Here is a 22,186-nt window from a genome sequence, read left to right as displayed (position 1 = left end):
TGTGACTTTTGCAGTAGGATCATCAACCGTTCCATGCAATGCAGGTGTATTATCATTACTCAATTGGGTAGAAACCGTAACTTTTGGAGGAATGTGATCAGAATTATCAACTGGAGTAGGACCACTATTTCCACCACCCCCTCCGCTACTACCAAGCGCTGCCGCAATAGCACCAACAGCAGCTACACCGCCCACCCAAGCCCACGGGCTAATAGCATTACCATGTTCGTCATATAATAAAGGTTCAACATTATTTAATGGTTCATAGACCACAGGATTAACGGTATTGCCTTGTGCATCGACAAATTGAGCCCACATTAATTTATTTGGTGCATCTTCAAATACAAGGCTATTGTTAGTGGCAGTCTGGGTACTGAAAAAATCCTGAATAATGATTTTTTCCCCATTTTTTAATTCAACTACCGCACTTGTTCCATCTCTAGTAATTGAATTTACTTCACTAGAAGGTGTTTTAATTAATACAACAGATGCTTCTGTTAATTTAACGGTGCTGGCAGTGGTGTCAGTGACGGTTGCATGACTTGCTTTAGCTATAATTTGTATTTCAGACATGTTCATATTCCTTATTTATAAAAATATTGGGGCTTTATTTGTAATTATTTCACTGTCATATCTTTAATTTTAAAATGAGAGATACTTCAGTTTTTATATAAATATTATTTAAAACCTAAAATTAAAAAAATAAAATATGCAAAAAATTACACATTACAAAGATTATGATAATTACATCACCTTAACACTTAAACAAAAATCCAAATGATTGTTTAATAAAATTATTTTTTTAAAAGAATAAATATTGTTCACACTTTATATACCTTTTCGATACAAATAATACACTATAACTTTCATTATTATTTAGAAAAACTTTAATTTAATTATTTTAGCTTTAATGTTATTTAACAAATTAACTATTAAATTAATTCTTTCTAATCTATTTATTTAAAAATCATAAATAAAAGGGTTAAAAGCTTACACACGTTAAACATTTAACCCCATAAATATTATTACTTATGTAATTACTTAGAAATTATCAGGATTTTCTAAACGTTTCACTTCTTCGATTTTGTTAGGATTATGCACGGATGTAATTCCATCGTCTGATTTTTTATCAATAATGACTTCGGGATTATAAATTGTAATTGTTTCAACTCCATTGGCATCTTCTCCTACAATATATTTAAAACCTCTACGATTCATTTTATGACATAGTTGTTGATACCAACCTTTAAAGCCTTGTTTTTCTTCGTTTGGGTTATAATAAAAAGCATTCATTACTGCTGGTAAACCCAAACCGCAAACCACTCCTGAAAGTAATACACTAATAAAAGTATAACCGATTAAAATACTACTATATTCACGTAATTCTGGAACATTTGCGACAGCAAGTATTAATGCTAATGAAATACCCCCACGCACTCCTCCCCAAGACAATATTGTCAAACTACCGTTATAACTCTTTGTTCTAAATGCAGGAAAAAAGGAAAAAGATAAAAAATTTGCAGCAAATCTAGAAATATGTAGTGCAATAAAAGCAATAATCCCACCCAAAATCATACTTGCATTTAAATCTAGAATAAAAAGTTCAAGACCAATTAATGTGAAAAGAAAAGAATTAATAATCCCTTCAACAGTATGCCAAAAATGATTTACTTCACGTATTTCGCGTTCCTGCAATATTTCTTTCCATTTATTTCCGACAATCAAACCACCAATCACACAGGCAATCGGTGCAGATGCATGCGCAAATAGTGCCACTAAATATGATCCACACGCGAGTAAAGCTGTAGTTAAAATCAGCGACTCCATTTCATGTTTCCCACGGAGTAAGCGCAAAATTGCTACACCAAATGCCCAGCCAATCAACGCCGCAACCACAATCTCATAAACAAAGCTTTCTAAAGTATGCACTAATGAAAAATGCTCGCCTTGTAGGACATTCAATAACGTCATAAAGACTGCAATACACATGGCATCATTAAATAATGACTCACCTTCTAGTTTGACAATTAAATGGTGAGGTGCTCGAACTGAACTAAGTACCCCTTTAATTCCTATGGGATCTGTTGCACCCAATGCCGAACCTAAAAGTAATAACACCAGAATTGGAACAGGATTCCCGATTAAAAATTGAAATCCATATAAAAGACCTGCAAAAAATATCGCACAAAGTAACAAAGCAATGGTGGCAAGAATCCCAATCGGTTTCCAGTGATTCCTTAAATCTGAAATTTTAAATTTGAGTGCCGATGAAGTTAAAATAAAACAGATTACCCCATTAATTAAAAAATCATAAAAATCAATACCACGAACCGCTTCTTCAATGTTATGAATATTAATCGTAATAAATTGGTTGCCTTGAAGTAGATTTGCCCCCCATTGCAAAATAAAAACTAAAACAGCGGAAACGATAGGCACCCCAATGGCTTGAGGAAAATCTAAAATTCGCTTATTGAACATTGTGGTTGCAATTGACAGTGCAAATACCACGCTAAGTGCCTGTAGTAAAAAATAATTACCCATAAAAGTCCTTCACTTATTACAGGAATAACCGAAACCTCTTTCAATTATTTCTAATAAAAATACAAATCAAAATGTCATTTCAAAGTAATGATAATTTTAACGAAAAGTTTCGTATAATCTGTGAAATAATTAATTTTTTTAACATAAAACCTTATTCTGAAATGCATATGGTTTTTTCCAGAGCCCCTTCAGCTTATGATGGATGCTGTTAAAATTTATCTTTTTCAATATTTCCCACTCTTTTGTAGATGACTATGCATCAAACTATTAAGAAAGTATTTCGCTTAAGTCTGGCGATTTGTATTTTTGTGATTACAGCTGCGTTAGTGATTACTTGCGTTGTAAAGGCAGAAGATATTTTAAAAGGCACTGAAGCCTATCAAAGCCGAAAAGTCATCCAATTTGATACAGATGCAAATCATCAATATATTTTAATGTCGAATAATCAGAGGCCAGATCAAGCAGCTCTAATCGTTTTGAAAGATCAGGGTTATATGGCTAAGCTCAGTTGCGAACACTATCTAGCAACTGTTTGTACAGATCAATACAATCTGTTTAGCACACGTTATCTCCACAAAGCGACCATTCAGTCAATCGGAAATTATTTTTATTTCCAAAACCTTCAATGGATTGATATTCAAAATAATCAATCCACTTCACTGACCTGGTCACAACAGGATATTCAACAATTTTATCAAAATGATATCAACAATTTAAAATACATTTTAGGGGCACTAATTTTATTTTCATTCAGCGGATTATACGTTTGTTATCGAATCCTACGTAATTTTAAAACATTCATTCATTAAGTCGGTCAAATTCAAAGAGAGGCTCAAAAACAATGATTTGACCAACAATTTTTACTTAATGACTCAAATTTTTGATAAAAATACAAATGAAAACTAGCTCAAATTTAATCATATAACACTCCAAAAGTTTAAGGATTGCATCGTTAAATTTGAGCCAATATCAGTCCTTATTATTTTGTTGCATAAAATCGGTCAGTAATGGTTTGAATACGCTGGGCGTAACTTTTTACTGTTTCGATATCGCCTTGTGGAATTTCATCTACACTAGCATCAGAGGGAGTTTGAATAAGTGCACCGACTGAACCGCCCAGATTATTGATATCCTGACGAGTTGCTGTCTTGGTATTTGCAGGTAATAACCCTAAACTAACCCAAATACCACCATGTTGTGATGCCAATGTCTGGAACTGAATTAGAGTGACTTGCTTGTCACCATTAAGACTAGCACTGTTGGTAAAACCACCAAAAATTTTATCTTGCCATGTGCGTGTAAACCATTTTTTAGAGGTGGCATCAGCAAATTTTTTAAATTGCCAAGGTGCAGCCGCCATATAAGTCGGCGCAGCAAAAACAATCGCAGCGGAATCATCCAGTATCTGCCAGTCTTGTTCTTTGATATCACCTTCTTGATTAATTTCGATCAGATTTGCACCTATCTGGGCTGCAAAAGTTTCAGCTAGAACTTGAGTATGACCATAACCAGAAAAATAAACGAGAGATACATTCGCCATCAGAAATGCTCTATTTGCATGAAGATAGTTTAATGATATATTTTAGAAACTAGGTGTCAATTAGTTACCAATAAGTAACTTATCATTTTATGGCGGAATACTTACATAAAGTCTACAATTTAGGAGTGCTATGATGGATTGTGCGTTCAACTATAATGTTTATAGCCAGCATTGCCCTGCTCGCTTATTCTTTGAAAAAATTGCAGATAAATGGGTTTTGCTTATTTTAAATGTATTAGAAGAACAACCGATTCATTTCAATCTACTCAAAAAAAAGATTGAAGGAATTTCTCCAAAAGTTTTATCACAAAAACTTAAGATATTGGAACGTGATGGATTTATTATCCGTCAAGTACAAGATACAGCACCCATTCGAGTCGAATATCGCTTGACTGATTTGGGTCGCGATGTGTCCAAAACAGCATTACAATTAAAAGGATGGGCTGAAACACATATTGAAGCTGTACTCAAGGCACAAAAAAATTATGATTCAACTCAAGGTATAAGCGCATAATATAAAGAACTTTGTAACGCTAAGTCTTTAATTATAGTTGATCTATAGCCAACACGATCAACCCATACTAGCGCTTACAAGAGTATACGGGAATACGGTGAGTACGACCAATTCTTCGATGAAAACAAGAAAATAGTCTTGCAATTAGATGAGTACCGAACACACCTTTACCTTCTGCTTAGAAATCCAAATCGACTTAGAGTCAATGGTCTATTCAGTTGGTAAAAGCATACGTTTTAATGTCCATGCACAATATTCGGACAGGGATCAAATTAAAATTTTGAAAAGATCCAACGTTAACTGAAGTGCTATGGATGGCGAAGTTTGGTTTAAATATCCTGATAGTTATACCATTGTGACAAAAAATTATGAGGATATTTAAACTGTTTCCTTACGACAAAGGCCGAAAACCTTGTTGTCGCCACGCCTCATAAACAATCACTGCGGTGGCATTTGATAAATTCAAACTACGTGAATTTTCAGCCATAGGTAAACGTATCCAGTTTTTCTGAGGAAACATTAAACGCACAGATTCAGGCAAACCACGGGTTTCAGGCCCCATCAGTAATGCAACTGGACGATTTAAATCCACCGTGTGAGGCGTAGCACTGCCTTTGGTGGTAAGTGGAAAAATATCAGATTCAGTAATACCTTGCGAATTTAGAAATTCAAGACATTGTTCAATGTTATCCCAAAGCTTCATCCGTGCATATTCATGATAATCTAAGCCCGCACGTTTCAGCTTTTTATCATCAAGTTCAAAGCCTAAGGGCCTAATCAAATGCAATTGTGCCCCTGTATTGGCACATAAACGAATGATATTACCGGTATTAGCGGGAATTTCAGGCTCAAACAATACAACGTGGATCACGAAATTTCTCGACTTATATTAAGGATAAACAGTAAATATTTAACCAGCATTAACCAATGTCTCTTTTGTTATTCACCGCGGAACAGCTTTAAAATCATGAGGTTTATCATTCAAAAAGTCTGTAATTAGCTTGGTTGAAGATGAATGTTCAAACAGACCACTTTAACTGCTCTCGCAATGTAACCACTTCACCAATGATAGTCAAAGTAGGCGCATGGATTTGATACTCTGTGACTTTGGATGCAATATCAGCCAAGGTACCCACCACAACTTTCTGCTCAGGTGTTGTACCTTTAGAGATTAACGCTACAGGCATATCACTGCGTTGACCATGTGCAATCAACTGCTGACAAATATGTTCAAGCCCTAATAATCCCATATACAGTACAAGCGTTTGATTTTCATAAATTAGTTCATTCCAAGGTAGTTCTGGTGACCCCTCTTTCAAATGCCCTGTCAAGAAACGTACGCTTTGCGCATAATCACGATGCGTCAGAGGGATACCCGCATAAGCAGCACAGCCAGATGCCGCGGTAATGCCCGGTACCACCTGAAAAGAAACGCCCGAAGCAAATAGCTCCTGAATTTCCTCACCACCACGTCCAAAAATAAAAGGGTCGCCGCCTTTTAAACGGCACACTCGCTTACCTGCCTGCGCATATTTGACCAATAAAGTATTAATATCCTCTTGCGGTACGCTATGGTTAGAACGGGCTTTACCGACATAAACCTTTTGTGCATCACGACGACAGAGTTCTAAAATCGGTTGAGAGACTAAACGATCATAAATCACCACATCTGCCTGCTGCATTAAACGTAAGGCTTTTAAGGTCAATAACTCAGGATCACCTGGCCCAGCCCCGACCAAATAAACCTCACCTTTGGGTGTAGTCCAATCGGAAAGTGCTTGAGTCATCATTTGATTAGCTGCATCCAGATTGTCATTAAACACCTGTTCTTTGAGCGGGCTAATGTACAGCTCTTCCCAAAAAATACGGCGTTCATCTGGATTAGTAATTTGTGCTTTGACACGGTTACGCCATTGCCCAGAAAACTCAGCCAGCTTACCCATGCCATGTGGCACCAGTGTCTCAATCTGTGTACGGAGCTGACGTGATAACACGGGTGAAGCACCGTTAGATGCAACCGAAATCAATAAAGGTGAACGATCAATAATCGCAGGCATCATAAAACGACAATTGGGAATGTCATCGACACTATTTACTAACAGATTTCTCATCTCTGCCTGCTCAAACACCCTTCGATTGACAGCAGCATTGCTAGTTGCAGCAATCACTAAACGATAGCTTTGATCAAGATCAATATCTTCAAATGCTTTTAAATGGAACTTGCCTTTACTTTGTTCAACCAATGTCTTGAGTTGATCTTCAATTTCAGGTGCAATCACATCTAAAATTGCGCCTGCTTTAAGCAATAATAGCGCTTTTCGGTAAGCGATATGCCCCCCACCCACGATCAGACAACGTTGCTGTTGCAACTTGAGTGAAATTGGAAAAATTTCCACAGCCGACCTCTACATCAATATTTTGGGTGGGTTAAAGCAAAAATCATGCACAAAATCGATTAATCGATATAAGATGCACCGCCCATATAAGCACGTAATACTTCTGGGATCTCAATCGAACCATCGGCTCGTTGATAATTTTCCATTACGGCCAAAAGAGTACGACCTACTGCTAAACCAGAGCCATTTAAGGTATGTACTAATTCAGTTTTCTTTTGGTCCGCACGGTAACGCGCCATCATCCGACGTGCTTGAAAATCACCCATATTTGAACAGCTAGAAATCTCTCGATACGTATTTTGGCTTGGCACCCACACTTCTAAATCATAAGTTTTAGTGGAACCGAAACCCATATCACCGCCACAAAGTAAAATTTTACGATAGGGTAAGCCCAATGCCTGTAAAACTCCTTCCGCATGGCTTGTCAATTCCTCTAATGCCTGCATCGAATTTTCTGGTTTGACGATTTGCACCATCTCTACTTTGTCAAACTGATGTTGACGAATCAGGCCACGGGTATCTCGTCCATAAGAACCTGCTTCACTTCGGAAACATGGTGTGTGTGCTGCATATTTAAGAGGTAAACGATCTGCATCAATGATTTCGTCGCGCACAAAGTTCGTCACTGGTACTTCGGCAGTAGGTATCAAATAATATTCTTTTTCACCTTGTAACTTGAATAAATCTTCTTCAAATTTGGGTAACTGACCTGTGCCACGTAATGAATCGGCATTGACCAAGTACGGCACATACGCTTCCGTATAACCATTTTTTAAGGTATGCGTATCTAGCATAAATTGTGTTAAAGCGCGTTGTAAACGAGCCAATGGTCCTTTCAATACACTAAAGCGTGAGCCTGTTAGCTTGGTTGCAGTTTCAAACTCAAGACCACCCATCCACTCGCCTAGATCGGTATGATCTTTAATTTCAAAATCAAATTGACGTGGTGTACCCCATTTTGAGATTTCCACATTGTCATTTTCATCCTTACCCGCTGGTACAGATTCATCCGGCAAGTTTGGAATACTTAAGGCTTTTTCTTCAATTTCGGCTTGTAATTCTGCCAAAGCTACTTCCGCAGCTTTAATTTCATCTCCGATAGCTTGCATACGTGCCATAATGTCAGATGCATCACCACCTGCTTTTTTTATCTGCCCTACCTGTTTAGCACCAGAATTACGTTCTGCTTGTAAGCTTTCAGTTTTGGATTGAAGTTCTTTACGGCGGACTTCCAAAGATGCCCATTCAGCAGGGTCCAATTGCACACCACGTTTTGCCAAAGCCTGATTTACAGCTTCAATATTATTTCTGAGTAATTTTGGGTCGATCATAGTCAATCATAAGTTGAAGAGAAGAAACTGCCTATAGTGTAAGTGCTTCACAGCAAAAAATATAGTCACCGTTAAGTGACTATATTTATAAATCATGATTTTTAGCTTCTAGACATTTGTTATTCTTTAGGTAGCAGTGGCTGACTAGGTAAATACTCAGGTTTTACCACATCTGTTGCCTGATCGTAAGGCAATGTCAATTCAGTTAGACCCTCGGCATAAGAAGCTAATTCATAGAGTGGATAAACAAAAACGATACCTTCATTGCCATAATAAAAATTATCACTCAATTGTAATTTATCTTTTTCAATATTATGTTCTTCTAGCCAACTTTGATTATAGCTGTACAAACGATCACGCACTGTTGTGTCGCTTCCCTCTTTAAGCAAATCTGCAACGCTCACTCGTTTTTTCTTATTCAAATCAAAAATAACATATTCCTCATGATGCATCCCATGGGCAGCACCCGCCGAATAAGTATAGGTATATAATTGAAACGAAGCCAAATTGTAATTTTGTCCTAGATAACGCACAAATATAGTACTTTCACCCTCCTGCGGCATTCCCTCAGGCAGTTTGACTTGTTGATCCTGAATATTATCAAAAGCATTTGGATCAGCTTTCTTGATCCGATTCATAAAATACTCATTGATCCAAGGCTGATTGGTTTCTACAGTCTGAAAATGGTATTCGGTACAGCCATCTTCAAGACAAAGCTTATTTTTTGGCAATTTAACTGCAACAACTTTGGATTGGATAACAGGAATACTGACTTTTTCAACTTTAGTTTCTGTCGAGGTTTCCTTTTTGCTGTCTGTTTTTGGTTGACAACCTACAGTTAAAAATACAGCACTTAAAAATGGCAGAATTAATAATGTTTTTTTAAAGTGTCGTGCAGACATTGCCGCCCCTTTTGATCGTTTTCGATGTTCATTTTTATCTACTATACAAAGCTCTATTTATACTGAACATTGAAAATATGTATCTATTTGATCAACCCATAACAAATTAACCGCCCAAAATGAGCGGTTAATTTAAATAATATTGAAAAATTAGCTAAAAATTATTGGTCAATAATATCGGTACCTTTTGGTGGCGTAAAATTAAACGTCCCCGCAGGAATAGATGGATTTAGTTTCACATTATTAAACCTTACATACGTTGTTTGACCAAGAGAATCCTGCAAGATCATCAAACTTGGCGCTTTATTTGCACCAAAACTAATCGTTAGGCTTTGAAAAGCCCCTTCACTATCTTTTGGATATAAAGTGTAGTAGGTTTTGCTACTATCAGGCTGAGTCACACGATACGACTGCATAATCTGATTAGTATTCCCAGATAATAATAAAGCAGGCGTATTAGCAACCTGATCATCCAAATTTTGGCGAACAGCTTGCTGTAAATCAGGGTCATAAATCCAGACGGTTTTACCTGTTGTAGCAATAGTTTGTTTTGAAGGCGACGTGGTTTCCCAGAAGAATTTACCAGGACGCTCCACTTTCATCACACCTGTAAACGTCTGATTCATATGTTGCGCAGTCAAACCTTTATTTTTTGGTGTACGCGTATTATTTGTCGCTTTAGTGGTTTGCTCAAAATTGGCAGATAAACTTTGCATACCGCTCAATTGTTTCACAAGGTTTGAGGTTGCTTGTTGTTCCGACGCTGCCGTGGCTGCAAAAGTATTTACACTCATTACAGGTGCAACCACACTTGCCGTTAAAGTTAATCCATATGCCACTTTTTTTACGGAATTCATAAAATAAAACCTCTAATCAGTTTTTACTGTTATGTAGATATCTTACTGTTTTTGAAAACTAAAACTGTGGAGAAACACATATATTTTGTGTAATTACTGTCTCCAAGAACAATTTTATGTACAAAAATCACAGCATTATGAAGAAAATAATAAGATAAAGATATTCACTCAGATGAATGTTTAATTCAGCAACATACTAAAAATTAAAATACAGTGTTCTATTATGTGGACTGACCCCGTCTTAATAAAACAACTATGCTCCTCCTAATAATACATTTAAAAAATAATGGAGTTCCCCCATGAAAAGCCTAGCATTTATTCATCGTAATAGTACCCGTTTTTCAGTCGGTGATTTCTATCCGGTACTTTCTGTATTTTCTTATCAGGAACTTGGCAATACAACTTCACCATTTTTATTGCTAGATCATTTAGGGCCAGGAACATTAGTGCCAGCGGATAAAAGACGCGGTGTAAATCAACACCCACATCGTGGTTTTGAGACCGTCACCCTAATGTTCGAAGGCGAACTAGAACATCGCGATTCATCAGGCGGTGGCGGTATAATTGCAAAAGGTGATGTGCAGTGGATGACCGCCGCTTCAGGGGTCATGCATCGTGAACAATTTAGTCCTGCTTTCCGCGAGCGTGGAGGTGCATTTGAAATGGTTCAACTTTGGATCAATTTACCAGCCAAATATAAGATGACCGAGCCGCGCTACCAAAGTTTAAAGAGTCGCGACATTCCAACTATCAAGCTTGAGCATGATGCAGGCACAGTTCGAGTCATTGCTGGCCAATATCAACAAATCCATGGCCCTGCATTGACCTATAGCCCGATAAGCGTTTTAGATATTCAATTGCATCAAGGACAAAGCACCATTTTATCTGCGCAAGAAGGTGAAACAACACTGATTTATTTGCGGAGTGGACAAATACGATTTACGCAACACGATGATGTATTAGATGAACAAGGATTGGCCGTTATGTCAAATACTGGAAAAGATTTAAGAATCACTGCTCTACATAACAGTAAGCTACTTTTGCTTTCAGGACAGCCCCTTAATGAACCGATCAATGGTCATGGGCCATTTGTAATGAATAGTTATGATGAAATTCTGCAAGCCTATGATGACATTAAACATCATCGATTTATTCGTACGCCAGCAAAAGAAACCAACTCATCCTTGTAAACTGCAAATCCTAGCTGTAAAAAAACCCGCAAAATGCGGGTTTTTTAACTATTTCAACTTATACAGTTTCAACAGTTACATAGCGACGGCCAAATTGACCTTTCACTTCAAACTTTACTACGCCATCAGCAGTAGCAAATAAAGTATGATCACGACCCATACCTACGTTTGCACCAGCGTGGAACTCAGTACCACGTTGACGAACAATGATGTTACCAGCAGTTACTGATTGACCACCGTAGATTTTAACACCTAACATTTTAGGATTCGAATCACGACCGTTTTTAGTCGATCCACCAGCTTTTTTAGAAGCCATGTCTATTACTCCTCGTGATTAGCCTGCAATACCAGTAATTTTCAACTCGGTAAACCATTGACGGTGACCTTGTTGTTTACGGTAGTGTTTACGACGACGCATTTTGATGATGCGGATTTTGTCGTGACGACCATGACCAACCACTTCTGCAGTTACTTTTGCGCCAGCAACAACTGGAGCACCGATTTGAATGCTATCACCGTTTACAACCATTAATACGTCATCAAACGTAATAGTTGAACCAGTTTCAGCTTTCAACAATTCAACTTTAAGGGTTTCACCCTCAACTACACGGTGCTGTTTACCACCGCTTTGGATTACTGCGTACATGAATGTACTCCAACCAAGCCCGTGTCGTCGTGCCGATAAAGGGATATATCGATCTTAAAACGAACGCCACTGGGATGTATAAGGCGAAAGATTTTAAGGGATAACTTGGCAAACAACAAGTATTTTGATGCAAAAATACTCAAGCTAAAACAAAAAACATGAAGAAAACCACTTAAGCTTTATGATCGGCTGAATCAATCTAGTATTTCGTTTGAATATGTGTAAAATCACAAATAAGGTTTAAAAAACAAATTGCTACTATAAAACCACTCAACATGGAGTTTCTTCCTAAAGTTGACTCAATGACACTCAACATGAAACGGTCATACAAGGTCTGCAATGTATGAAGTCATCTTTTGTCATTCATTTGAGTTTAAGATTTTATAGCTTTAATACATTTAGCAAATTACCAATATTTTGATGAGGTTTCCTTTCATATGGCCATCGATTTTAAGCAAGATATACTCGCGCCTGTCGCTAACGACTTTGCTGTGATGGACAAATTTATTAATGAAGGCATTACCTCCAAAGTTGCTTTAGTCATGGCCGTAAGTAAACATGTGGTCGAAGCAGGTGGCAAGCGGATGCGCCCCATCATGTGCTTGCTTGCAGGCAAAGCTTGTGGTGTTGAGGACTTAGAGCATCATCGCAAATTAGCTGCAATTATTGAAATGCTACATACCGCAACGCTGGTTCATGATGATGTAGTAGATGAATCAGGATTACGCCGTGGACGTCCTACTGCAAATGCGACCTGGAATAACCAAACAGCAGTATTGGTAGGCGATTTTCTTATTTCACGTGCTTTTGACTTGTTGGTCGATCTCAATGATATGGTCTTACTCAAAGACTTTTCGACTGGAACCTGTGAAATTGCAGAAGGTGAAGTGCTTCAGCTTCAATCTCAACATGATCCCGACACGACTGAAACGACTTATTTAAATATTATTCACGGTAAAACCTCTCGCCTGTTTGAACTGGCAACTGAAGGTGCAGCGATATTAGCCAATACACCACAACACCGTGAGCCTTTGCGTCATTTTGCAGGTCATTTTGGCAATGCTTTTCAGATTATTGACGATATTTTGGACTATACCTCTGATGCAGACACCTTAGGTAAAAATATTGGTGATGACTTGATGGAAGGTAAACCGACTCTGCCACTTATCGCCGCTTTACAAAAAACTACTGGCGAAGAACATGATATTATTCGTAAAAGTATCTCCACAGGGGGCATTAGTCAGTTGGAGCAAGTCATCCAGATTGTGCAAAACTCTGGTGCTTTAGAGTATTGCCGTACTCGTGCTGAACAAGAAACTCAAGCTGCGCTTAATGCTTTAAATCAATTACCTGACAGCGAAGCGCGTCAGGCTTTAACTAACCTTACTTTAATGGCTTTACATCGAATTCAATAACCTTTTGCCTATGCATATAAATTTATCTGATCTATATACTCAAATGCAGCAACAGCTTGATCATAACCAAGCTGTTTTAGATGAAAATATTATTATTGAGCTGGTCAATCGTATCCGTCCAGCAGACACTAAAGATCAAGATGACATTAATGCCAAATTTGATGCATTTTTAGAATCTTTACTCATTACACCTGATGCAGCTAATACCTTACAAAGCTTTCTATTACGGCTAATCAATCAATATAAACAAATCAGTTTATATGCTGACAGCGGTATTTTATCTTTAGATGGTTTTTGGAACCAGTTAGTTAAACGTTTGGGGGCACTTTTTTTACCCTTAATTCAGGATGATCTTGATCTTAGTACATTGATTGGCAAAGTATTTCACCAACGCAGTGATAAATACTGGCTAAATGCAATCGATCAAAAACGTTGGCATACACTTTTTGAACTCATTGGCCAAAGTAATAGCAATATCGATGAAAAACGCGCTATTCAGGATCAAATGATTAAAGCGATTACGGTTTTATCCTACCGAATTAGTGGTATTGGCTTATATCCTGAATTTATTAATGCGCAACCTGAGCTGACCGAATACGAATCCCCTTTTCTGGTACAAAATCGTGAAGTCATCGATTTTATTGAAAAATTCAAAAAGCAACATTATACCGGTCACGAAATTGCCGTACTTGAACCACCCGATGCCTCTCAGGCCTTTGTTATGTTTGAGCAATGTCGAGAGGTCGTTTTAAAAATACGACGTGCTACCAAACGTATTGGAGTAAGTCTAAGTCTCACTTATCTGTTGTCTTTGCTCGAACAATGTCTGGATCGAATTGAATTACTCTTAAACATTATGGTTGGAGATGCTCAAACTCGCTATATGTCGATGGGTGAGTTTCTCGAAGACATTACAGAGGCACATTACAGCGAAAAAAGTGTACGCTCACTGATGACTACAAACAGTGAGTTGATCGCTTTACAAGTGACTGAAAATGCCAGTCGTACAGGTGAACACTATGTAAGTACTGATAAAAAAGGCTTTGTTGAAATGTATAGAGCCGCCGCAGGTGCTGGCGTCATTATTGCAACAATGGCTACACTTAAAATTTTAGCAGCACGATTAACCCTTGCCCCGTTGATGCATGCTTTTATTTATAGCATGAACTATTCACTGGGCTTTGTTCTGATTCATGTTTTACATTTTACAGTTGCGACCAAACAACCGGCGATGACAGCAGCGGCACTTGCCTCTACCGTACAACAACGTAAAGGTTCCCGAACTGCCCAAATAGCAGAACTTGCTGCCTTGATTATCAACATTATCAGGACTCAGTTCGTTGCGATTTTAGGAAATATTTCCATTGCCATACCTACGGCTGCACTGATTACTTATCTTTGGCAATACTTTTTGGATGAGCCTTTGCTCACACATGCCAAAGCCAACGCCCTATTGCATAGTCTAAATCCATTTACCTCTCTTGCTATTCCACATGCAGCCATTGCTGGGGTCTGTTTATTTTTATCAGGTTTGCTTGCAGGCTATTTCGATAACATGGCTGTTTATCGTAAGGTTGGCCCGCGTCTTAAAGCACATCGACGCTTAGCAAACTGGATGGGGCAAGAACGTTTAAATAAATTTGCAGATTATATTCAACTCAATCTTGGTGCACTCTCTGGTAATTTTATTTTCGGCATTATGCTCGGAAGCATGGGGACTCTAGGCTTTATTTTAGGCTTACCCCTCGATATTCGCCATATTGCTTTTGCCTCTGCCAATTTTATACAGGGTTTAATGTGTGTTAATGGTCCACCCGATGTGGGCCTGATCATCGTGTCATTTATGGGGGTATTGCTGATTGGTTTAACTAACCTCTTTGTGAGTTTCTCATTGACTATTATTGTCGCTTTACGTGCACGTCGCGTCCGCTTTGAACAATGGAAACCTTTGGCTAAACTGGTTGTGACGCATTTTTTAACCCGTCCAAGTGACTTTTTCTGGCCACCACAGCAACCGCTTGAAGTAGATGATGGAACACCAAAATCAGGTTCAACACACTAGACAAATTATCATGATGATGGAGAAAATGTGCCAAAAATCACTTAAAATTGTTATCTTTATGTGCTGATTGTTAAATATTTTTCGAAAAGAAATTAGTATAAATAACCTAGACTTGAAAAAAAGTGTACTGACGAGTACACTTCAAGAACATATTCCAACCGATGAGCTTGGTTAAACTGAAGGTTATAAAATATGCCTTACCTAATACTTTGTATTGGTTGCATTTTATTTTTATTGAGTGTGTTTGGCTTATATTCTCCCTTCATTTCAGGATTTGATTTACATGCAGTTCAAACCCTGAGTGAACACCGAAATAAGGTGCTTGATCAAGTTATTATTGTTCTGGCTTATCTGGGTGGCATGCCATTTGTATTATTTTTTACATCAGTCTGGTGTTTATGTTGCGCTTGGTATAAAAAGTATTCAACACTCATCTTCATTTTAATGGGGATCAGCGGCAGTATTGCTTTAGGATGGTTGTTAAAGTGGTGTTTTAATCGGCCCAGACCGCCAGAGATTTACCATCTGGTGCAAAATTATGGTGCGTCATTTCCCAGTGCCCATAGCGTCTATGCCGCCACATTTGCCAGTTTAATAATGTTGATTTCTCAGAACCATTTCCAAAAAGTGTATTTCATGGGGGCCTCCTGTTTATGGTTGCTTTTTATGGGGTTATCCAGAATTTATGCTGGGGTTCATTATCCTACGGACGTTCTAGCGGGATGGAGTATTGGTTTTATTTGGATCTCACTGCTTTGGCTCTGGTTACAAAGTAGGTTGGACAACAACAAATTATTTGTTAGATAAAAATCTAAACGAGGTGGAACAATGATGTCTGCAAAGCTTTGGGCTCCAGCCCTTACTGCTTGCACATTAGCAGCAAGTATCGCACTTGTTGGCTGTAGCAAAGATCCCAAAAATGCGCAGCAAGCTGGTGCAGCTCAGCAAATGCCCCCTACTGAAGTCGGCGTGCTTGTTGCACAGCCACAAAGTGTCGAGCAAACGGTTGAGCTTTCTGGGCGTACAACAGCCTATCAAATTTCTGAAGTACGTCCTCAGACTAGCGGTGTGATTCTGAAGCGTTTATTTACTGAGGGAAGTTATGTTCGTGAGGGTCAGTCATTATATGAACTGGATTCACGGACAAACCGCGCCACTTTAGATAATGCCAAAGCAGCATTGTTGCAACAGGATGCAAATCTAAGCTCACTTAAGACCAAAATGAATCGTTATAAACAACTGGTTTCAAGTAATGCTGTTTCAAAGCAGGAATATGATGACCTAGTGGGTCAAGTGAATGTTGCAGAAGCACAAGTTGCCGCGGCCAAAGCACAAGTTAAAAATGCTGAAGTTGATTTAGGTTATTCGACCATTCGCTCACCAATTTCTGGGCAATCTGGTCGTTCTTCTGTCACTGCGGGTGCTTTAGTTACAGCAAATCAGACTGATCCTCTAGTCACAATTCAGCAACTTGATCCGATTTATGTCGATATTAATCAATCCAGTGCAGAACTATTACGTTTACGTCAAAAGTTAAGCAAAGGTAGTCTGGACAATAGTAATAATACCAAAGTCAAACTGCGCCTTGAAGACGGATCGACTTATCCAGTAGAAGGACACCTTGCTTTCTCTGATGCGAGTGTAAGCCCAGATACAGGTACAGTAACTTTGCGTGCAGTCTTCTCAAACCCAAATCATTTATTACTTCCAGGTATGTATGCCACTGCCCAGATTACGCAAGCAGTTATTCCAAATGCATATCTAGTACCACAACAGGCCGTCACACGTACACCAACTGGACAGGCTGTTGCTATGCTGGTTAATGAAAAAGGTGTCGTAGAATCTCGTCAAATCGAGACTGTAGGTGTACAAGGTAGTAGCTGGATTGTGACCAGTGGTTTAAAAACAGGTGACAAGATCATTGTTGATGGGATAGCAAAAATTAAAGAAGGCCAGCAAGTTTCTGCAAAACCGTATCAGGCGCCTGCAGCTCAAACTGGCACTCAACCGCAAGCCCCAAATGCAAAAGCAAATGCTGAAAATGCAAAACCAGTTGAACAGAACAAAGCTCAATCTGAACAAAAAGCTACTTCAAATACATAAGGGGTAGACTGAATGGCTCAATTTTTTATTCATCGTCCCATCTTTGCATGGGTGATCGCGTTGGTGATTATGTTGGCGGGGATTATCACGCTAACAAAAATGCCAATTTCACAGTATCCAACGATTGCACCGCCTAAAATTTCGATTTCGGCGTCTTATCCTGGTGCGTCTGCTGAAACGATTGAAAACTCAGTAACTCAGGTAATTGAGCAACAGCTTAATGGTCTGGATGGGTTGCGTTATATCAGTTCACAAAGCTTATCGAATGGTAGCGTTGCAATTGATGTTAACTTCAATCAGGGTGTAGATGCCAACATCGCGCAAGTACAGGTACAAAATAAGCTGCAAACTGCGACAGCATCTTTACCTGAAGTTGTACAGCGTCAAGGGATTACTATTAAGAAATCTGGTGCCAGTTTCTTACAGGTTATTTCTTTCTACTCGCCAGATGGTTCATTATCTGGTGCAGACATCAAAGACTATATTAATGCCAACATTAAGGATCCTTTAAGTCGTGTTCCGGGTGTAGGTGAAGTACAGGTCTTTGGTGGTCAGTATTCAATGCGCGTATGGCTTGACCCTGCAAAGCTAAATACTTACCAATTGACTCCTGTTGATGTATCTAACGCGATTCAAGCGCAAAATGCTCAAGTTGCGGTGGGTCAGGTCGGTGGTGCACCTGCTGTACAAGGCCAAGCCATCAATGCAACCATTAATGCTCAAAGCCTATTACAAACACCAGAGCAATTCCGTAATATTTTCCTTAAGAATACTACGTCGGGTGCTCAGGTTCGCTTAGGTGATGTTGCTCGAGTTGAGCTAGGTTCGGAAAACTATCAGTTCAATTCAAAATATAATGGTAAAGAAGCAGGTGGTATTGCCATCCGTCTTTCTACGGGTGCCAATGCCCTAGATACTGCCAACAATGTACAGGCAGCATTAGACAAGCTTCGTCCCAACTATCCAGCAGGATTTAAAGACGAAATTGCTTTCGATACCACACCATTCGTTAAATTATCGATTGAAAACGTGGTTCATACTTTAATCGAAGCGGTAGTATTGGTATTTATCGTGATGTTCCTGTTCTTGCAGAACTGGCGTGCGACGATTATTCCAACTCTTGCAGTTCCAGTCGTGGTTCTTGGAACTTTTGCAGTGATCAATCTGTTTGGATTTAGTATTAACACCTTGACCATGTTTGCGATGGTTCTCGCAATTGGTCTACTGGTGGATGATGCCATTGTCGTCGTAGAAAACGTCGAACGGATTATGCAAGAGGAGCATCTCGAACCTATTCCTGCAACCGAAAAATCCATGCAGCAGATTTCAGGTGCCCTGATCGGTATTACCAGTGTTCTGACTGCGGTGTTCGTACCTATGGCATTTTTTGGAGGTACCACTGGGGTTATTTATCGACAATTCTCGATTACACTCGTAACAGCCATGATCTTATCTTTGATCATTGCGCTGACCTTTACCCCGGCCCTGTGTGCAACATTCCTGAAACAACATGATCCGAATAAAGAGCAAAGCAACAATATCTTTGCGCGCTTCTTTAGATGGTTTAATAGTAGTTTTGACAAAATTTCTGGTAAATATCAAAATGGTGTAGACCGTATGACACACCATAAAATATTCTCTGGAATATTTTATGTCATCATTATTGCGATATTTGTTCTAATCTTCCGTAATTTACCAACTTCGTTCCTACCTGATGAAGATCAGGGTGTGGTCATGACGTTAATTCAATTACCACCAAATGCATCTTTAGAAAGAACAGACCAAACACTGGATAAAGTGACTGACTACTTCTTAAAACAAGAAGAGAAAAGCGTTGCCTCTATTTTTACAGTTTCTGGATTCTCGTTTACAGGTCAAGGACAAAACCAAGGTCTGGCTTTTGTACGACTTAAAGACTGGTCGGAACGAACTTCTGACGATACTCAAGTTGGCTCTATTATTGGTCGAGCTATGCGTTTGAATGGTATGGTACAAGATGCATCGATGATCTTCCCGCTTCAGCTTCCCGCTATGCCTGAGCTTGGAGTAAGTCAAGGTTTTGACTTCATCTTAAAAGATGTGGATGGTCAAGGTCACCAGAAACTTATTCAGGCACGTAATACTATTCTTGGTCTTGCATCTCAAGATAAACGTCTGATGGCTGTACGTCCAAATGGTATGGAAGATACACCTCAGTACCAGATTGAAATCGATCAAGCGAAAGCTGGTGCGATGGGCGTTAGTCTGGCAGATATCAACAATACGATGAGTATTGCTTGGGGTAGTAGCTATGTAAATGACTTTATTGATCGTGGTCGTATCAAAAAAGTTTATTTGCAAGGTGAAGCTGCCGCACGGATGATGCCAGAAGATCTAGACAAATGGTATGTAAGAAACAGTGCGGGTACGATGGTCCCATTCTCAGCCTTTACCACGGGTCACTGGACGTATGGTTCACCACGTCTGGAACGTTATAATGGCGTATCATCTGTAAACATTCAGGGGTCACCAGCAACGGGCGTAAGCTCAGGCGAAGCTATGCAGGCTATGGAAGATATCATGCAGAAACTTCCGTCGATGGGACTTTCTGGATTTGACCATGAATGGACAGGACTTTCATTAGAAGAAAGAGATTCTGGACAATCAGGTACAGCTTTATATGTGCTTTCATTGCTCATTGTATTCCTCTGCCTTGCAGCACTGTATGAAAGCTGGTCAATTCCGTTTTCTGTTATGTTGGTGGTGCCATTAGGCGTTTTAGGTGCAGTATTATTGACCTACTTTGGATTCCACATTCTGCACAATCCCAACCTTTCCAATAACATCTACTTTAGGGTGGCTATCATTGCGGTGATTGGTCTATCTGCAAAGAATGCGATTCTAATTGTTGAATTTGCTAAAGAGTTACAGGAAAAAGGCGAGGAATTGTTTGCAGCAACTATGCATGCAGCCAAAATGCGTTTACGCCCAATCATCATGACTACCCTTGCCTTCGGTTTCGGTGTTCTACCACTTGCCATCTCTTCGGGTGCGGGTGCAGGAAGCCAGCACTCAGTAGGTTTTGGTGTACTAGGTGGCGTACTCAGTTCAACACTTTTAGGTATTTTCTTTATCCCTGTATTTTATGTATGGATTCGTAGTATCTTTAAGTACAAACCAAAAACCCCAAATAATCAGGAGCAAACATCGTGATGCAAAAAGTATGGTCTATTTCGGGTCGTAGCATTGCGGTATCTGCACTTGCGCTTGCTTTGACAGCTTGTCAAAGCATGCGTGGCCCAGAACCAGTTACCAAAGCCGATATTCCTGAAAGCTATAGTTATGGTGCTTCAGGTACATCTATTGCAGAACAAGGCTACAAAGACTTTTTCTCTGACCCTCGCTTATTGCAAGTGATTGAGTTGGCTCTAGATAATAACCGTGACTTGCGTACTGCTACTTTGAATATTCAACGTGCACAGCAACAATATCAGATTACTGAAAATAATCAGTTACCTACTATTGGTGCAAGTGGTAGTGCGATTCGTCAGGTAACGCCTAGCCGTGATCCAAATAATCCTTATTCAACTTTTCAAGTCGGATTAGGTGTAACCTCTTATGAGTTGGATTTCTGGGGACGTGTGCGTAGTCTAAAAGATGCTGCGCTAGATAATTATCTGTCGACTCAAAGTGCGCGTGATGCCACACAAATTAGTCTGGTCAGTCAAGTTGCTCAGGCATGGTTAAGCTACTCTTTCGCTAGTGCGAATTTAAAATTAGCTGATCAAACCCTTAAAGCACAACTTGACTCATATAACCTGAACAAAAGACGTTTTGATGTTGGTATTGATAGTGAAGTACCTTTACGTCAGGCCCAGATTTCTGTTGAAACAGCCCGTAATGATGTCGCGAATTACAAGACCCAGATTGCACAGGCACAAAACCTGTTAAATCTGTTAGTGGGTCAAGCTGTTCCGCAGAACTTACTTCCAAATCAGCCTGTTAAATCTGTTACACGTCAAAATGTATTTGCTACAGGTTTACCAAGTGACTTGTTGAATAATCGTCCAGACGTAAAATCTGCAGAGTATCAATTGAGCGCCGCTGGTGCCAATATTGGAGCAGCAAAAGCCGCATTATTCCCAACGATTAGCCTGACGGGTTCAGCAGGTTATGCTTCGGCTGAATTAAGTGATTTGTTTAAAGGCGGTTCAGGTGCATGGTCAATTGGACCAAGCATTGATCTTCCAATCTTTGACTGGGGCACTCGACGCGCTAACATCAAGATTTCTGAAACTGACCAGAAAATTGCATTGTCTGATTATGAAAAATCAATTCAGTCTGCATTCCGTGAAGTTAACGATGCTTTAGCAACGCGTGCCAATATTGGAGACCGCATCTCTGCGCAACGTCGTCTGGTAGAAGCCACCAATACTACATATAACTTATCTAATGCTCGTTTCCGTGCGGGTATCGATAACTATCTGACTGTATTGGATGCCCAACGTTCATCTTACTCAGCAGAACAAGGTTTATTGTTACTTGAACAAGCCAATTTGAACAACCAAATTGAATTGTACAAAACTTTAGGTGGCGGTTTAAAAGAGAATTCTACCGATACCGTAGTGCATCAGCCATCTAGTGCTGACCTGAAAAAACAGTAATCTCTAAAATTAAAAAGTCCACTTCGGTGGACTTTTTATGATGAAC

At 39.2% G+C, this 22,186-nt stretch carries 19 protein-coding genes; 9 read left to right on the top strand and 10 right to left on the bottom strand.

Annotated features, from left to right (window positions below):
* Both IAE20_RS10380 and IAE20_RS10375 read right to left on the bottom strand, forming a co-directional pair.
* Positions 1-573, bottom strand: a 573-nt coding sequence (locus IAE20_RS10380) for a BapA/Bap/LapF family prefix-like domain-containing protein (protein WP_200461057.1), incomplete at its 3' end; no start/stop codon positions are given.
* A 468-nt stretch (positions 574-1,041) separates the two neighbouring features.
* On the bottom strand, positions 1,042-2,541 hold the full coding sequence (locus IAE20_RS10375; RefSeq protein WP_200461056.1) for a cation:proton antiporter: 1,500 nt from the start codon (positions 2,539-2,541) through the stop codon (positions 1,042-1,044).
* A 254-nt stretch (positions 2,542-2,795) separates the two neighbouring features.
* Here IAE20_RS10375 and IAE20_RS10370 point away from each other — a divergent pair, with 254 nt between their 5' ends.
* A complete protein-coding gene (locus tag IAE20_RS10370; protein ID WP_200461055.1) occupies positions 2,796-3,350 on the top strand; it encodes a hypothetical protein in 555 nt (184 codons plus the stop codon).
* A gap of 170 nt (positions 3,351-3,520) precedes the next feature.
* On the opposite strand, the gene IAE20_RS10365 is transcribed toward IAE20_RS10370, so the two are convergent.
* Entirely contained in the window at positions 3,521-4,081 is a 561-nt protein-coding gene (locus tag IAE20_RS10365) for a flavodoxin family protein (RefSeq protein ID WP_200461054.1), read from the bottom strand.
* 133 nt (positions 4,082-4,214) lie between these two features.
* Between IAE20_RS10365 and IAE20_RS10360 the strand changes: the two genes are divergently transcribed.
* Positions 4,215-4,595, top strand: a complete 381-nt coding sequence (locus tag IAE20_RS10360) for a winged helix-turn-helix transcriptional regulator (RefSeq protein ID WP_200482283.1) — start codon at positions 4,215-4,217, stop codon at positions 4,593-4,595.
* Positions 4,596-4,986: 391 nt separating this feature from the next.
* Here IAE20_RS10360 and IAE20_RS10355 read toward each other — a convergent pair whose 3' ends face one another.
* From IAE20_RS10355 to lolA, 5 genes are all read right to left on the bottom strand, one after another.
* Positions 4,987-5,466 (bottom strand): tRNA (cytidine(34)-2'-O)-methyltransferase, encoded by a 480-nt coding sequence (locus IAE20_RS10355; RefSeq protein WP_200461053.1) that lies wholly within the window; start codon positions 5,464-5,466, stop codon positions 4,987-4,989.
* Between the two features lie 148 nt (positions 5,467-5,614).
* Entirely contained in the window at positions 5,615-6,991 is a 1,377-nt protein-coding gene (gene cysG / locus IAE20_RS10350) for a siroheme synthase CysG (RefSeq protein WP_200461052.1), read from the bottom strand.
* Positions 6,992-7,050: 59 nt separating this feature from the next.
* Positions 7,051-8,322 carry a serine--tRNA ligase gene (serS, locus tag IAE20_RS10345; protein WP_200461051.1) on the bottom strand — a complete coding sequence of 424 codons (1,272 nt, stop codon included), beginning with the start codon at positions 8,320-8,322 and terminating at the stop codon, positions 7,051-7,053.
* 119 nt (positions 8,323-8,441) lie between these two features.
* Positions 8,442-9,224, bottom strand: coding sequence for an RsiV family protein (locus IAE20_RS10340; protein ID WP_200461050.1), 783 nt, complete (start codon positions 9,222-9,224; stop codon positions 8,442-8,444).
* A gap of 161 nt (positions 9,225-9,385) precedes the next feature.
* Positions 9,386-10,081: an outer membrane lipoprotein chaperone LolA gene (lolA, locus tag IAE20_RS10335; protein ID WP_200461049.1), complete on the bottom strand. Its 696-nt coding sequence runs from the start codon at positions 10,079-10,081 to the stop codon at positions 9,386-9,388.
* Positions 10,082-10,380: 299 nt separating this feature from the next.
* Between lolA and IAE20_RS10330 the strand changes: the two genes are divergently transcribed.
* On the top strand, positions 10,381-11,271 hold the full coding sequence (locus tag IAE20_RS10330) for a pirin family protein (RefSeq protein ID WP_200461048.1): 891 nt from the start codon (positions 10,381-10,383) through the stop codon (positions 11,269-11,271).
* Positions 11,272-11,329: 58 nt separating this feature from the next.
* Here the strand turns inward: IAE20_RS10330 and rpmA are convergent, their stop codons facing one another.
* Positions 11,330-11,587: a 50S ribosomal protein L27 gene (gene rpmA / locus IAE20_RS10325; RefSeq protein ID WP_200461047.1), complete on the bottom strand. Its 258-nt coding sequence runs from the start codon at positions 11,585-11,587 to the stop codon at positions 11,330-11,332.
* Positions 11,588-11,605: 18 nt separating this feature from the next.
* Positions 11,606-11,917, bottom strand: coding sequence for a 50S ribosomal protein L21 (gene rplU / locus IAE20_RS10320; protein WP_004664501.1), 312 nt, complete (start codon positions 11,915-11,917; stop codon positions 11,606-11,608).
* A 437-nt stretch (positions 11,918-12,354) separates the two neighbouring features.
* Here rplU and sdsA point away from each other — a divergent pair, with 437 nt between their 5' ends.
* The 6 genes from sdsA (at position 12,355) to adeK (ending at position 22,140) form a co-directional block, all read left to right on the top strand.
* Positions 12,355-13,332, top strand: coding sequence for an All-trans-nonaprenyl-diphosphate synthase (sdsA, locus tag IAE20_RS10315; RefSeq protein ID WP_200461046.1), 978 nt, complete (start codon positions 12,355-12,357; stop codon positions 13,330-13,332).
* Between the two features lie 10 nt (positions 13,333-13,342).
* Positions 13,343-15,394 carry a site-specific recombinase gene (locus tag IAE20_RS10310; protein ID WP_200482277.1) on the top strand — a complete coding sequence of 684 codons (2,052 nt, stop codon included), beginning with the start codon at positions 13,343-13,345 and terminating at the stop codon, positions 15,392-15,394.
* A 192-nt stretch (positions 15,395-15,586) separates the two neighbouring features.
* Positions 15,587-16,201 carry a phosphatase PAP2 family protein gene (locus IAE20_RS10305; RefSeq protein ID WP_200461044.1) on the top strand — a complete coding sequence of 205 codons (615 nt, stop codon included), beginning with the start codon at positions 15,587-15,589 and terminating at the stop codon, positions 16,199-16,201.
* A gap of 21 nt (positions 16,202-16,222) precedes the next feature.
* A complete protein-coding gene (locus IAE20_RS10300) occupies positions 16,223-17,497 on the top strand; it encodes an AdeA/AdeI family multidrug efflux RND transporter periplasmic adaptor subunit (protein WP_200482276.1) in 1,275 nt (424 codons plus the stop codon).
* 12 nt (positions 17,498-17,509) lie between these two features.
* Positions 17,510-20,689 carry an efflux RND transporter permease subunit gene (locus tag IAE20_RS10295; protein ID WP_200461042.1) on the top strand — a complete coding sequence of 1,060 codons (3,180 nt, stop codon included), beginning with the start codon at positions 17,510-17,512 and terminating at the stop codon, positions 20,687-20,689.
* Positions 20,689-22,140, top strand: a complete 1,452-nt coding sequence (gene adeK / locus IAE20_RS10290; RefSeq protein WP_200461041.1) for a multidrug efflux RND transporter AdeIJK outer membrane channel subunit AdeK — start codon at positions 20,689-20,691, stop codon at positions 22,138-22,140. The genes IAE20_RS10295 and adeK overlap by 1 nt, the downstream gene beginning before the upstream one ends.
* The last annotated feature ends 46 nt before the right edge of the window (positions 22,141-22,186 follow it).

Source organism: Acinetobacter sp. S54, assembly GCF_016624945.1.
GTDB lineage: Bacteria > Pseudomonadota > Gammaproteobacteria > Pseudomonadales > Moraxellaceae > Acinetobacter.
Note: the sequence above shows the minus strand (reverse complement) of the source record. Positions and strands in the feature narration are given on the sequence as shown.